Raw genomic sequence first — 13,352 nt, forward strand, 5'->3', positions numbered from 1 at the left:
GCGCCGCCTGCCGCAGATCGATGCCTGGCTGAAGCAGCACGGCGTGTAAGCCGTGCGATCGAGGGCAACGGACAGGCCCCGCGATGCGGGGCCTTCTGCGTGAGCCTTGGCGCGCCGACGGCTACGCTTCGTCCTTGTACGCATCCACCGGAATGCAAGCGCACATCACGTTCTTGTCGCCGTGCACGTTGTCGACGCGTGCCACCGGCGGCCAGTACTTGACCTGCTTGAGGCTGGCCAGCGGGAACGCCGCCAGTTCGCGCGGGTAGGCGTGCGTCCACTCGCTGGCGCTGACCTGCACCGCCGTGTGCGGGGCGTGCTTGAGCGGGTTGTCGGCACGGTCGAGCTTGCCATCGATCACATCCTGGATTTCCGCGCGGATCTGGATCATCGCGTCGATGAAGCGGTCGAGTTCGTGCAGCGATTCCGACTCGGTCGGTTCCACCATCAAGGTTCCGGCAACCGGGAAGCTCAGCGTCGGGGCGTGGAAGCCGAAATCGATCAGTCGCTTGGCCACGTCTTCGGCGCTGATCCCGGAGAGCTTCTCCAGCGGACGCAGATCGAGGATGCATTCGTGCGCGACCAGGCTGTTGCGGCCGGTGTACAAGGTGGGGAAGCAGGATTCCAGTCGCTTGGCGATGTAGTTGGCATTGAGCATCGCCACCTGGGTCGCCTTGCGCAGGCCGCTGGCACCCATCAGGGTGATGTACATCCAGCTGATCGGCAGGATCGAGGCACTGCCGAAGGTTGCGGCGGCGACCATCGCTCCTCCACCGACCCCGGGCGTGCGCAGTCCGTCGCGGCTGAGTGCATCGGGGAGGAACGGCGCGAGGTGAGCCTTCACCGCGCACGGACCGACACCCGGGCCGCCGCCGCCGTGTGGAATGCAGAAGGTCTTGTGCAGGTTCAGGTGCGACACATCCGAACCCCACTTGCCGGGCTTGGCCAACCCAACCAATGCGTTCATGTTGGCGCCGTCGGTGTAGACCTGGCCACCGTGACTGTGGACTATGTCGCAGATTTCGACCACGTCTTCCTCGAACACGCCGTGGGTGGATGGGTAGGTCAGCATGATCGCGGCCAGGTTGGCCGAGTGCTTCTCGGCTTGTCGGCGGATGTCTTCGACGTCGACATTGCCGTTGCCATCGCACTGGGTCACCACCACGTGCATTCCGGCCATTTGCGCACTGGCAGGGTTGGTTCCATGGGCCGAGGATGGAATCAGGCAGATATTGCGATGGCCCTCGCCGCGCGATGCGTGGAATGCGCGGATCGCCAGCAGGCCGGCGTATTCGCCCTGTGCACCGGAGTTGGGCTGAAGGCTGACCGCATCGTAGCCGGTGATCTCCTCCAGCATCGCTTCCAGGCCTGCGATCAGCTCGCCGTAGCCGCGTGCCTGCGCAGCAGGCGCCAAGGGGTGGAGGTTGGCGAATTCGGGCCAGGTGACAGGGACCATCTCCGCAGTGGCGTTGAGCTTCATCGTGCACGAACCCAGCGGGATCATGGTGCGATCCATCGCCAGATCCTTGTCGGCAAGTTGGCGCAGGTAGCGCAACAGTTCATGTTCGCTATGGTGGGTGTTGAACACCGGATGGGTGAGGTAGCGACTGGTGCGGCGCAGTGCTTCCGGGATCAGGTTCGGTGCATCCGATTCCAGCGCGTCCACCGAGGGGAGCGGTTTGCTTTCACCGAACACTTCCCACAGCAACTCGATGTCGCTGCGGGTGGTGGTTTCGTCCAGCGAGATGCACAGGGAGCCGTTGCCACGCGTGCGCAGGTTGATGCCGTGTGCGCGTGCGCGTGCGGAGAGCGCAGCGCCCTGGTCGCCGGTATCGATGCACAGGGTATCGAACGCATTGGCGTGCACCGTGGCATGGCCGAGCTGTTCCAACCCGACCTTGAGGATGGATGTATAACGGGCGATGCGCTGGGCAATCCGCTTGAGTCCACGGGGACCGTGGTAGACCGCATACATGGATGCCATCACCGCCAGCAGCACCTGCGCGGTGCAGATATTGGAGGTGGCCTTCTCGCGGCGGATGTGCTGTTCGCGAGTCTGCAGGGTCAAGCGGTAGGCAGGGTTGCCTGCGGCATCGATCGATACGCCGATCAGTCGGCCCGGCATCGATCGCTTGTAGGCATCGCGGCAGGCCATGAAGGCAGCATGCGGGCCACCAAAGCCCATGGGTACGCCGAAGCGCTGGCTGCTGCCGACCACGATGTCGGCGCCCATTTCGCCCGGCGGCTTGAGCAGGGTCAATGCAAGCAGGTCACTGGCGACCACGAGCAGCGCGCCGTGCCCATGGATGACCTCGGCATCGTGCATCCAGTCGGCGATCCAACCGCTGGAAGCGGGATAGGACACCAGCACGCCGAAATAGTCGCCAGTGGCGAGTTTGGCATGGAATTCGTCTGTTGAATGCACCACATCGACGTCCAGGCCCAGTGGCTCGGCGCGGGTGCGCAGCACATCGAGTGTTTGCGGATGGGTGTCGCCGGAGACCAGCAGGGTATTGGACTTCGATTTCGACGAGCGCTTGGCCAAGGTCATCGCTTCGGCTGCGGCGCTGGCTTCGTCCAGCAGCGAGGCATTGGCGATGTCCATTGCCGTGAGATCGGCGACCATGGTCTGGAAGTTGATCAGGGCTTCCATTCGCCCTTGCGAGATTTCCGCTTGGTACGGCGTGTAGGCGGTGTACCACGCCGGATTCTCGAGGATGTTGCGCAGGATCACGTTCGGGGTATGCGTGCCGTAATACCCCTGTCCGATGAAGCTGCGGTAGGCCTGGTTGCGGGACGCGATGTCACGGATGCGCGCCAGCGCATCGACTTCGCTCACCGCATCCGGCAGCGAAAGCGTGCCGCTGGCCTTGATCGAATCCGGGACGATGGCCTGGGTGAACGCGTCCAGCGAGTCGAAGCCAAGGGCCGCGAGCATCTCCGCGATCTCGGCATCATTCGGGCCGATGTGGCGGGCAACGAAGGCGTCGTGTTGTTCGAGCGAGTGGAGCGAAGGCTGGGTCATGGTGGCATCCGGGCGCGTGGCGCGTTGATGGGATGCCCGCTCTGTCCTTCTGCCTGAGAGTTTGAACCGCATCGCCGAGGGGAGGGTGGCGAACGCAGCGGTCTTGCCCCTTCGGCGCCAGCTCGCGCGGTTCAGACGCGTGCGGGTCTCTCCAGAGTGTGTTCACACGGCGGTCATTGGCCTGAGCGATTCCGGGCAGTTGCGCCTTCGGCAGCCTCGCGTGACCGGTGACACGCGCGCTTCTCCCACCGTGCCAAGGAATTATACAAGGCCGGGGCCGCCGGGTCCGTACAATCCGTCCATGTCCCCCGGTGATCCACCTTCGACGCGGCACCTGGCCTTGCTTTTGGGCGGCTTGGCCATGTTCGGCCCGTTCTCGATCGACACCATCTTCCCCGCGTTTCCGCAGATTGGCGCGCATTTGGGCGCAGACAAGCTGGCGATGCAGCAGACCATCAGCGTCTACCTGCTGGCCTATGCGGCGATGAGCCTGGTGCACGGGCCGCTGTCCGATGCGCTGGGGCGCAAGCGGGTGATTCTGGTGGGGCTGGCGGTGTTCACCCTGGCTTCGGTCGGCTGTGCGCTGTCGACCACGCTGTCGGAACTGCTGGCGTTCCGCGCCCTGCAAGGCTTGAGTGCGGGTGTCGGATTGATCGTTGGCCGTGCGGTGATCCGCGACGTGCTGCACGGCGATGATGCGCAGCGGCTGATGAGCCAGGTGTCGATGATCTTCGGCATCGCGCCGGCGGTGGCGCCGGTGTTGGGCGGCTGGCTGTTGGGCTGGCACCGCTGGCCGGCGATCTTCCTGTTCCTCGCGAGTTTCGCCGCACTGCTGGCCGTGGCGGTATGGCGTGGCTTGCCGGAAACGCATCCGCCGGAGGCGCGGCTGCCCTTGCGGGCGGGCCCGCTGTCGCGCAGCTACCTTGGCATTGCGCGCAATCCGCGGTTCCTGCGCTTGTCCGCGGCGGCGGCAATGAACTTCGGCGCGCTGTTCCTGTATATCAGTTCGGCACCGGCCTTTGTTCTGGACTTGTTGACGCTGGACGAAGATCAATTCGGCTGGTTCTTCATCCCGATGATCAGCGGCATGATGCTGGGTGCGTTCGCGTCAGGGCGTGCAGCCGGTCGCATCGACGGGCAGCGCATGGCCACCTGGGGTTTCGCCTGTTGTGGCATCGCAATGGTATTGAACGTCGGCTACAACCTGCTGGCCAGTCAGCCGACCTTGCCCTGGGCCGTGCTGCCGGCCAGCCTCAACGCGTTCGGCATCGCGCTGGCCTTTCCGATCATCACCCTTGCCATCCTCGACATGTATCCGCAGCAACGCGGCAGCGCGTCCTCGCTGCAAGCCTTCCTGGGTCTGCTGGTGAATGCAGTGATCGCAGGCTCACTCTCCTCGATGCTGAGCGGCAGCGGACTGGCCCTGGCGATCGGCGCATCCGCGTTTGCGCTGATCGGCTGGATGTTCTGGTGGTGGGAAACCCGTGGTGCTCCGCAGCCACTGCGGGTGCCGCCGTCGCCCACGGTACTGGAGCCGACCGACCAGATGTAACGCAGGTCTCGTTTGCCGGGTTTGACGACGTTGGCGTCAAGCCTTGCACCGCATCCACGCATACACCGGCAGGCCCGCCAGCAGCAGGACCCCGCCCCAGAGCAGCGCTTCCGTCCCGGTGCCGATCAATGCGTACAGGCTGAAGGCCAGCGCCAGCAACGCCGCGGGCTTGCCGCCTTGGCCGCGGCGCAGCCAAGCGGCACAGCTGGCGATGTAGGGCAACAGGGTGGCAGCGGTTGAAAGCAGGATCACGAAGGTGAACATCTGCACCAGCGATCTGCTGAAGTTGCTGTAGACCAGCACCGTCGCCAGCACACCCACCAGCAGGATGCTCGGCGCAAGCGTGCCACGCGTATCCTTGCGCGCGAAGAATGCCGGCAGCAGGCGGTCGTCCGCTGCCGCCAGCGCCACCTGTGCGGCCGCCATCACCGAACTGTTGAGCGCGCCGAGGCAGGAGATCGCGGCGACAAGCGCAATCCCCAGGCCGGCCCGGGAACCCCACAGCAGGCGTGCCGCATCGGCCATCGGGGCGGTGGATACCTGCAACTGCGCCAACGGCACGATGCCGATCACCGCGCTCACCGTGAGGACCGTGGCGATGCCGGCGAGCAGGGTGCCGAGCACCGTGGCGCGCGGAATGGTGCGCTCGGGCCGTTCTATCGAGCCTGCCGGCACCGTTGCCGTCTCCAGCCCCAGCAAGGACCACACGGTCAGCGCGACAGTGGCATTGATCGCCTGCGGGAGTGGCTCGGTGCTGGGGTTCAGTGGTCGGTAGTGGCTGCCGTCGATGAGCCAAATGGCGATTCCACCAAACAGCAGCAAGGGCAGAAATTTGAGCACGGTCAGGATGATCTGCACGCGTCCGAATTCGCGCATGCCGGCGAGGTTGATCCCGATGCAGAACCAGAGCGCTGCCAGTGCACAGGCTGCAGACCGCAGCGGCGTTGCTACCAGTCCGGGAAAGATCGCGCCGAGGCTGCCGGCAAAGGCGACGGAGATCGCCGCACAACCGGTCCAGTTGCAGATCCAGTAGCTCCACGCCACCAAGAACCCGGGTAGGTCGCCAAACGCATTGCGCGCAAAGGCATAGGGTCCGCCGGTTTGTGGCCAGCGTATCGCCAGCCGCGCGAGGGTCGCTGCCAATGCAAGCGCGCCGGTCAGCGTGATCGCCCAGCCGAACAGGCTGATGCCGCCGTATGGCGCAAGCGCTGCCGGCAACAGGAACACGCCGCTACCAATGATCGTGCCAACGACGAGCGCCGTCGCTGACCACAGGCCCAGTGCTTTGTGCGCTTCCCTTGGCATGCAAGCCTTGAAGGTCTCCGATGTGCGGCAGCGACGGGCAGGCACTCAGTCGGCGCGTTCTCGATACGCCGCCCGCAACAGTTCGTGGAAATGATGGACCCCGGTTTCGCGCAGAGGGTTCAACCTTCCCGGCAGGTAACTGCCGGACGCAAGCCCGCGTTGCACGGCCTCGCAGATGCCGATGTCCTCGTGTTGCACGGAGTCGCTGAAGCTGAGGTCGGCGTCGCGTTTGGCCGTGTCACCTGTCTCCGCGTAATAACTGTCGAATACGACCCGGCAGCGATCCACGCCCAGTGGCACCACGGCATTGGTCTGCAAGCGGCCGGGCAGGATGTTCAGCATCGTGTTCGGCCACAGCCAGTAGTACAGCGCGTCGCCATTGCCGTACAGGGTGTCAGCGCTTTCCAGCGGGCTCCATTGCAGCGAATGCCACGCCGATAATTCGGTCTTGTAGCTGCGGTAGTCGAGCAGTCTGTTCAGGCCGGGATGCACATGCGGGACGTGGTAGCCCTCGAGATAATTGTCGACATACACCTTCCAGTTGCAGGCGATGTCGTAGCTGACGCGATGATGGTTCGCGTAGTGCGCCAGCCCACGCGCGCTGCCGAGGCGTTGCGCGATGCCGGCGACGAATTGTTCGAACGGTGGCGCGCTGTCTGCATCCACCGCAGCGAACACCAGCCCCTGCCAGACCTGCACCGCCAGTTGCGGCAGGCGGATGTCGGCGAGGTTGAAGTCCTGCGCTCCGCGCATCTCCGGTGCCGCGCAGAGCTGGCCATCCAAGGCGTAGGTCCAGCCGTGGTAGCGGCAACTCAGCGACCGTGCGCCCTTGCCGTCGCAGACTGCGATCGGCCCGGCACGGTGGCGGCACACGTTGTGCAGGACGCGGATCTCGCCATCCGCGCCGCGCACCGCCAGCACCGGCAGGCTGGCGAGGTCCGCGACCACGTGGTCACCGGCATCGTGCAATTGAGAGACATGCGCGACCAGGTGCCACGCGCGATCGAATACCGCGCGACGGTCGAGTTGGATGGTCGACGCATCGACATAGAATCCGGCCGGCAATGCGGTCGCCGTGGCGGCAGACTGCGGGGCAAGGTCCTCGTGCATGGCGGCAGTATCGCGCAAGCGCCCTTCGGCGTGCGGGCCTCCGATTCACGGAGTTGCCCGCGCCACCGAACATCACCTTCGCCGCCTCAGCCGGGGGGTGCAGGCGTTGCAGCCGCCGCCGCCGTCGCGCCTTCGGCACTCCAGCCGCAGGTCTGCCCCGCGTTCTGCTGTTTCAGCCAGTCCTGCAGCGGGGCAAAATATTCCAGCAGCGGCTTGGCGTCGATCCGGTCGCTGCCGGTGAGTTCTTTCAGGGTCGCCTGCCAGGGTTGGCTGGCACCACGCGACAGCATCGCCCAGTACCTGCGGCCCGCTTCCTTGTTGCCGTAGAAGCTGCATTCGTACAGCGGGCCCTTGTGGCCGGAGGCGTCGCACAGCGCCTTGTAGAACTGGAATTGCAGGATGTTGGCGAGGAAATAGCGCGTGTAGGGTGTGTTGGCGGGAACGTGGTACTTCGCGCCCGGATCGAAGAAATCCTCGCCGCGCGGCGTGATCGGGGCGACGCCCTGGTACTTCGCCTTCAGTGCCCACCACGCCTGGTTGTAATGATCGGGCGTGATCGAGCCGTCGAACACGCCCCAGCGCCAGCGGTCGATCATCAGACCGAACGGCAGGAATGCGACCTTGCTCAGCGCCATCCGCATCTGCGCGTTGACCAGCGCTTCCTGAGTCTGCTGCGGCTTCGCCACCAGGCCCACCGAGGCGAGGTATTGCGGTGTCATCGACAACACGATGGTGTCGCCGATGGCTTCATGGAAGCCGTCATTGGCGCCGCCCTGAAGCAGCGGCGGCTGACTGTTGTAGGCGAGGTCGTAATAGATGTGGCCCAACTCGTGGTAGATGGTGGTCAGGTCTTCCTCGGTCGGCTTGATGCACATCTTGATGCGCACGTCGCCCTGCATGTTCATGTCCCAGGCGCTGGCGTGGCACATCACCTCGCGGTCCAGCGGCTTGATGAACTGGGTCTTCTGCCAGAAGCTCTCCGGCAGCGTGCGCATGCCCAGCGAGGTATAGAAATCCTGGGCGCGCTGCATCATCTGGGTGGCGGTGGCGAGCTCGGCCGCACGCTGGGCCTGGAAGCCGCGATCCGATGCGGACAGGCCCGGCGTGTTGGCACTGAACAGCGCGCGCCCGAAGTTGGCTTCCTGCGCGCGTTGCAGGGCGGCATTCACGTCGAGGCTGCCGGCATTCGGATAGGGCGCGAGGATGTCCCAGAGGTTGCTCCAGTCCTGTTGCCATTGGTTGCCCATCAAATGCGCGGGCAGCATGCCGCCGGCCACCTCGCCCTTGTCCTTGCCGTACTTGGCGTCGAGCTTGCCGCGCGTGTAGCAGTGCAGTTGTTCGTACAGCGGCTTGACCTCGTCCCACAGGCGATCGGTCTCGTGCGCGAACTCGGCCGGCGTCATGTCGTAGCCGGAGCGCCACATTTCGCCGGCGTTGGCGAAGCCCATTTCCTTGGCGCCCTTGTTCACCAGGGTGACGAAGCGGGTGTAGTCGCCACGCATCGGAGCGCCCACCGTATGCCAGCCCTGCCAGGCATCGAGCTGGGCGGCGTAGTCGCGGCTGCTGGCCAGCACGTCGGAAAGCTGGCCGATGTCGCGGCAGGTCTTGTCGGCACCGCTGCCGGTGCAATAGCTGCCGCTGCCGTACATGCCTTCCAGCTTGCTGGCGATCTGCGCGAGCTGGGCCAGTTCCTTCGGGTCGCGCGGCGCCGGCATGGCGGTCATCAACTTGAGCAGCTTGATCGAGCGTGCTGCTTCGGGCGACATCTGTCGGCCCTCGAATCGCTTCGCCTGCGCGATCCATTCGTTCAGCCGGGTCAGCCAGCGTTCGTTCGCCTTGGCTGCGATCAGCTCGCTGTCGCTGTTGATGTAGGTATTGGATAGCCATTGCGCCGAATTGAGCTCGGTGCTGACCTCGCGCATTTCCTTGTTGACGCGCGCCACGAACTGCTCGGGGGTTTCGTTGGCGGGTGCGGCGTTGGTGCTGGTGCCTGCTGTCGGGCGGTTGCCGCCGCCGCAGGACGCCAAGGTGAAGGCGAGGGAGGCAGCAACGGCGAGGGCGAGGAGATGGGTGCGCGGCATGGCCTGAGGGATCCTGTGCGAAATGGGCAGGGGAAGCAGAAGACTAGCAGTTGGGCGGCGACCGGCAACTGCATCGACTGGTCGTCCAGGATTCGTCGAAATTCCGGGCGTTCGTCACCGGTAGGCGTCACAAGGCGTTTGGTCCATGCGTGCAACCATCGACAGCGCCAAGCGGTAGCCCAGGTAGACGCTCATCGGGTTCACCTTCGAGGCCTGGTCTTCCCGGCGGTGCAGGACGTGCATCCAGTTGCGGTCCAGTCCATGAAGGGTTATCGCTGGAATTTTCTTCGCCGTGAATGCGTTTGAATCGGAAGCCGATCCACCGATCGTGACATGTGAGAACGGGATGTCCATGCTATTGGCCACATCCACCGCCAGTCGTTCCAGTGTCCTGCTCGACATGTTGTCGGCGACCTGTGGTCGGGCCAGGCCGAGGCTGTCGATATTGATCATGGCGCAATAGCTGGCCAGCTGTTCGTGCGGGATGGCGCTCACCATGGCGCGGGACCCCACCAGGCCATTTTCCTCGCGGCCAAACGCCACGAAGACCAAGGTCTTCTTCAGCTGCATGCCGTGGAGCGTCCGGTATAGATGTGCGAGTGCGACTTGGCCCGTCCAGTTGTCCACGGCACCGCAGCCATCGCCGATCTTGTCGTAGTGCGCCCCGATGACGATTTTTTCCGGCGATTCTCCAGGCAGGATCAGGACCAGGTTCTCGACCCCGTCGTAGGCATCGAAACGGTCGATCCGGAAATCCGAATCCTGCGCGCCCAGACGAGTCAGCATAGCCCGCACGGCGGGGAGGCGGCCTGCGTTGTCGCAAGGGACGGATGCGAATTCGCTCGCGATCTCCGCCGGGGTTGAAATCCGCAGTCCCGGATGCTCCTGTGCGGCGCCGGGCGACAAGGCGATCGGAAACATGAGGCCGAACAGCAGTCGGCGGCACCAGTGCAGACAGTCAAGCTTGGGCAAGGCAGGCTCCTTGGTGTTTGCGTGGCCAGAGGTACGCGCGGGCACCCGGCCTTGCTCGAAGGCTCGAATTGGGCTCCTGCGTGGATCGTAGCGGTTTTACTGCCTGCGGTTCGACGCGGCGCTCGAGATCAATCGCAAACCAATGACGCTGTAGTTATTGATCCTTATCGCAGGATCAAACCCCGATCTCCGTCGATCAAGCCGCGTGCCTGCAACCAGCACCACGCGTCTTCCGCGTCCCGTTCGACATAGGCCTGCGCCGAGCCCAGCCGGAAGGTGTAGCCCCAGGCATCCATATCGGCCCAGATTCGCTCGCGGCCCACGCCGGGCAGGGCGTCGCCCAGCAGGCCCTGCAACACGCAAACGGCGTCTTCTTCCGGCACCGAATCGGTGGCGTCGGTGTGCACCTGTGCGCGGCGTTCCGGCGGCAGCACGATCAGGTGGCCGGATTCGTGCAGCAGTGAGTGCACCGGCGTGTCGGCGCGTGCGTACACCGTGCAGCCGATGATGCCGGCTTCGCGTTCGCCCCAATAGCTGCCGGGAATGGGTGTGTCGTCGGCAACGCGCTGCAGTCGCAGGCCATAACGTGCGAGCAGGGCGGTGGCGGCATCGAAGCCGATGTCCTGCATGGTCAGCACGGTGGACGTGGCCACGGCCGCGGTCGGAGCAGGGACGGGATGGCCTGATCGTTCCTGCATGGTGCGTGCGGTCCGCCCTCCCGTGCCTCGGAGAGCGCGCGTGGATCAGTCGCCCGTGGCGGCCGACCCGCGGTCGGGCAGAGAGACCGAGATGTCGAGCACGTCCTGGTCGCCGTTCTTGACCAGGTCGACCTTGACCTCGTCGATGTCCACGTTGACGACGTACTTGCGGATGACTTCGAGGATCTCGCGTCGCATCAGCGGCAGGTAGTCCGGTGCGCTGGCCGAGCTGCGTTCCTGCGCGATCAGGATCTGCAGACGGGACTTGGCGGTCTCGGCGGTGTTCTTCTTGGGCTTGAGGAAGTCGAAGATGGACATGGCTCAGCCTCCGAACAACTTGCTGAAGAAGCCTTTCTTCTCGACCGTGGTGAATCGCATCGGCCGATCCTCGCCGAGCAGGCGCGCCACCGCATCGTCGTAGGCCTGGCCTGCCATCGATTCGGGGTCCGTGATCACCGGCTCGCCCTTGTTGGAGGCGTTGAGCACGTCGCCGGATTCCGGAATCACGCCAATGGTCTTCAGCGCCAGCACGTCCTCGACATCCTTGATCGACAGCATCTCGCCGCTCTCGACCCGCTGCGGGCTGTAGCGGGTCAGCAGCAGGTGCGCCTTGACCTCGCCGTCGCCGCGCTCGGCGCGGTGGGTCTTGGAGGAGAGCAGGCCGAGCACGCGATCGGAATCGCGCACCGAGGATATTTCAGGATTGACCACGACGACCGCGCGGTCGGCGAAGTACATGGCGAGGAAGGCGCCTTTCTCGATCCCGGCCGGGGAGTCGCAGACGATGTAGTCGAAGCCGTCGGCGGCGAGGTCCTTGAGCACCTTCTCGACGCCGTCGCGCGACAGCGCGTCCTTGTCGCGGGTTTGCGAAGCGGCCAGCACGAACAGGTTTTCGAAGCGCTTGTCCTTGATCAGCGCCTGCCGCAGCGTGGCTTCGCCGTGGATGACGTTGACGAAGTCGTAGACGACCCGGCGTTCGCAGCCCATGATCAGGTCGAGGTTGCGCAGTCCGACGTCGAAGTCGATGACGGCAACCTTCTTGCCGCGCCGCGCGAGGCCGGTGGCGAGACTGGCGCTGGTCGTGGTCTTGCCCACGCCGCCCTTGCCCGAGGTGACTACGATGATTTCGGCCAAGCTGGCGTCCTCCATGAAATTGATTGCGGCTTCAGTCGAGCGCCGCGAGTTTGAGTTGACCCGCTTCCAGCCAGACCTGCACCGGCTTGCCGAGCAGTGACTGCGGGATGTCTTCCAGTACCTTGTAGCGACCGGCCACCGCCACCAGTTCCGCATGGAACTCGCGGCAGAAGATGCGCGCGTCTTCGTTGCCTTGTGCACCGGCCAACGCACGGCCGCGCAGCGCACCGTAGATGTGGATGTTGCCATCGGCGAGGACTTCCGCGCCAGCGCCGACCGTGGCCAATACGGTCAGATCGCGGTGTTCGGCGTAGACCTGCTGGCCGGAGCGTACCGGCGTGGTCTGGACCAAGCCGGGGCTTGCAACTGCAAGCGGGGTGCTGGACTGCGGTGATTCCGGGGCGGGCTGTGCCGTGGACTGTGTCGCAGTCGATGCCGGGGCGGGTTCGGGTGCCGCTGCCGAGGCCGGCTCGGCGGCGCTGCGTTCGTAGCTGGCGCGGAACTTCGCCAGCAGCGGCAGGCCGATCTGCTGCGACAGCGCGTCGATCTCCTTGGTGCCGTAGGCCAGCGCGACCGGCAGCACCCCGGCATTGCGCAGGCCGTCGATCAGTGCGCGGGTCTCGGCTTCCGACGGCAGTTTGGCCAGACCGCCGAAATCCAGCACCACCGCCGCACGTTCAAACAGTTTCGGCGCACGTTCCACCCGCTCGCGCATTTCCGCGGCGAGGCGTTCGACATCGAGGGTACGCACGCGCAGGTTGGCGATGCCGACCTGACCGAACTTCAGTTCCCCGGCCTGTGCATAATCCGGCGTCGCACTCATGCGTGGGTGCCGGTCGCGGGCACGACGGCCGCAATCCGCCTGGGTTGCAGCAGCCAAGGGGCGTCGGGGAGGGCATCCCCGTAGGTCGCGTGCACCCATGGGTAGCTGCACAGGGCCTTCATCAGCATCGCCGCCCGCGGGCCGTCACCGGGCATCACGTTCTGGCCGACTTCGCGGAAACCGAAGCTGCCATGGAACAGCAGTGCGTGATCGGCGCCGTGCTCAAGAAACACTTCGCAGGCCAGTTGCGGATAGCGCAGCTCGGCGTAGCTTTGCACGTCGGCATACAACGCGCGACCCACACCACCACCACGGCGGCGGCTGGCGACGACCACGCGGTCGATGTAGAAGAACTCCGGATAGCGCTCGCGGAACCAGGCAAAGTTGCTGCTCGTATGTTCCGCATGGGAGCCAAACCCGAGCAGGAAGCCGGCCAGCGTGCCGTCGCGTTCGGCAACGCGGAAGTATTCGGCGCCGTCGAACAGGTGGCGCAGGCGAGATGCGTCCAATGGCAGGATCGTGGGCCCGGCGGCGTTGTTCAAGGCGAGGACGGAATCCAGGTCCTGCTCACGCACGTCGCGGATCGCGATCGACATTCCGAGAAGCTCCATCATCTCTTGCCGCGACCGTGCCGCAGCGGGTGCCGGTGGAT

At 65.1% G+C, this 13,352-nt stretch carries 11 protein-coding genes and 1 riboswitch; of the genes, 1 reads left to right on the top strand and 10 read right to left on the bottom strand.

Going from position 1 to position 13,352, the window contains the following annotated elements:
* Window positions 1-121: 121 nt before the first annotated feature.
* The gene (gene gcvP / locus IT472_RS12050) at window positions 122-3,025 is read right to left on the bottom strand and encodes an aminomethyl-transferring glycine dehydrogenase (protein WP_297181862.1); all 2,904 of its coding nucleotides are present in this window, start codon (window positions 3,023-3,025) and stop codon (window positions 122-124) included.
* Between the two features lie 31 nt (window positions 3,026-3,056).
* Window positions 3,057-3,190, bottom strand: a riboswitch (glycine riboswitch).
* Window positions 3,191-3,326: 136 nt separating this feature from the next.
* Between gcvP and IT472_RS12055 the strand changes: the two genes are divergently transcribed.
* Entirely contained in the window at window positions 3,327-4,577 is a 1,251-nt protein-coding gene (locus IT472_RS12055; RefSeq protein ID WP_297181864.1) for a multidrug effflux MFS transporter, read from the top strand.
* A gap of 36 nt (window positions 4,578-4,613) precedes the next feature.
* Here the strand turns inward: IT472_RS12055 and IT472_RS12060 are convergent, their stop codons facing one another.
* The 9 genes from IT472_RS12060 to IT472_RS12100 form a co-directional block, all read right to left on the bottom strand.
* Window positions 4,614-5,882: an amino acid permease gene (locus IT472_RS12060; protein ID WP_297181865.1), complete on the bottom strand. Its 1,269-nt coding sequence runs from the start codon at window positions 5,880-5,882 to the stop codon at window positions 4,614-4,616.
* 45 nt (window positions 5,883-5,927) lie between these two features.
* Window positions 5,928-6,992, bottom strand: a complete 1,065-nt coding sequence (locus IT472_RS12065) for an SRPBCC family protein (RefSeq protein WP_297181867.1) — start codon at window positions 6,990-6,992, stop codon at window positions 5,928-5,930.
* A gap of 86 nt (window positions 6,993-7,078) precedes the next feature.
* Window positions 7,079-9,073, bottom strand: coding sequence for a M2 family metallopeptidase (locus IT472_RS12070; protein ID WP_297181869.1), 1,995 nt, complete (start codon window positions 9,071-9,073; stop codon window positions 7,079-7,081).
* A 114-nt stretch (window positions 9,074-9,187) separates the two neighbouring features.
* Window positions 9,188-9,859, bottom strand: coding sequence for a M20/M25/M40 family metallo-hydrolase (locus IT472_RS12075; protein ID WP_297181871.1), 672 nt, complete (start codon window positions 9,857-9,859; stop codon window positions 9,188-9,190).
* Window positions 9,860-10,209: 350 nt separating this feature from the next.
* Window positions 10,210-10,743 carry a hypothetical protein gene (locus IT472_RS12080; protein ID WP_297181873.1) on the bottom strand — a complete coding sequence of 178 codons (534 nt, stop codon included), beginning with the start codon at window positions 10,741-10,743 and terminating at the stop codon, window positions 10,210-10,212.
* 45 nt (window positions 10,744-10,788) lie between these two features.
* A complete protein-coding gene (minE, locus tag IT472_RS12085; protein WP_297181875.1) occupies window positions 10,789-11,061 on the bottom strand; it encodes a cell division topological specificity factor MinE in 273 nt (90 codons plus the stop codon).
* A 3-nt stretch (window positions 11,062-11,064) separates the two neighbouring features.
* Window positions 11,065-11,877 carry a septum site-determining protein MinD gene (gene minD, locus IT472_RS12090; protein ID WP_297181953.1) on the bottom strand — a complete coding sequence of 271 codons (813 nt, stop codon included), beginning with the start codon at window positions 11,875-11,877 and terminating at the stop codon, window positions 11,065-11,067.
* A gap of 31 nt (window positions 11,878-11,908) precedes the next feature.
* Window positions 11,909-12,700, bottom strand: coding sequence for a septum site-determining protein MinC (gene minC / locus IT472_RS12095; protein WP_297181878.1), 792 nt, complete (start codon window positions 12,698-12,700; stop codon window positions 11,909-11,911).
* Window positions 12,697-13,296 carry a GNAT family N-acetyltransferase gene (locus IT472_RS12100; protein WP_297181880.1) on the bottom strand — a complete coding sequence of 200 codons (600 nt, stop codon included), beginning with the start codon at window positions 13,294-13,296 and terminating at the stop codon, window positions 12,697-12,699. The genes minC and IT472_RS12100 overlap by 4 nt, the downstream gene beginning before the upstream one ends.
* Between the last annotated feature and the right edge of the window lie 56 nt (window positions 13,297-13,352).

Source organism: Thermomonas sp. (genome assembly GCF_020850895.1).
GTDB lineage: Bacteria > Pseudomonadota > Gammaproteobacteria > Xanthomonadales > Xanthomonadaceae > Thermomonas.

Coding starts and splice junctions, on each gene's coding strand:
- gcvP (WP_297181862.1), bottom strand. CDS start 3,025: ATGACCCAGCCTTCGCTCCACTCGCTCGAACAACACGACGCCTTCGTT.
- IT472_RS12055 (WP_297181864.1), top strand. CDS start 3,327: ATGTCCCCCGGTGATCCACCTTCGACGCGGCACCTGGCCTTGCTTTTG.
- IT472_RS12060 (WP_297181865.1), bottom strand. CDS start 5,882: ATGCCAAGGGAAGCGCACAAAGCACTGGGCCTGTGGTCAGCGACGGCG.
- IT472_RS12065 (WP_297181867.1), bottom strand. CDS start 6,992: ATGCACGAGGACCTTGCCCCGCAGTCTGCCGCCACGGCGACCGCATTG.
- IT472_RS12070 (WP_297181869.1), bottom strand. CDS start 9,073: ATGCCGCGCACCCATCTCCTCGCCCTCGCCGTTGCTGCCTCCCTCGCC.
- IT472_RS12075 (WP_297181871.1), bottom strand. CDS start 9,859: ATGCTGACTCGTCTGGGCGCGCAGGATTCGGATTTCCGGATCGACCGT.
- IT472_RS12080 (WP_297181873.1), bottom strand. CDS start 10,743: ATGCAGGAACGATCAGGCCATCCCGTCCCTGCTCCGACCGCGGCCGTG.
- minE (WP_297181875.1), bottom strand. CDS start 11,061: ATGTCCATCTTCGACTTCCTCAAGCCCAAGAAGAACACCGCCGAGACC.
- minC (WP_297181878.1), bottom strand. CDS start 12,700: ATGAGTGCGACGCCGGATTATGCACAGGCCGGGGAACTGAAGTTCGGT.
- IT472_RS12100 (WP_297181880.1), bottom strand. CDS start 13,296: ATGTCGATCGCGATCCGCGACGTGCGTGAGCAGGACCTGGATTCCGTC.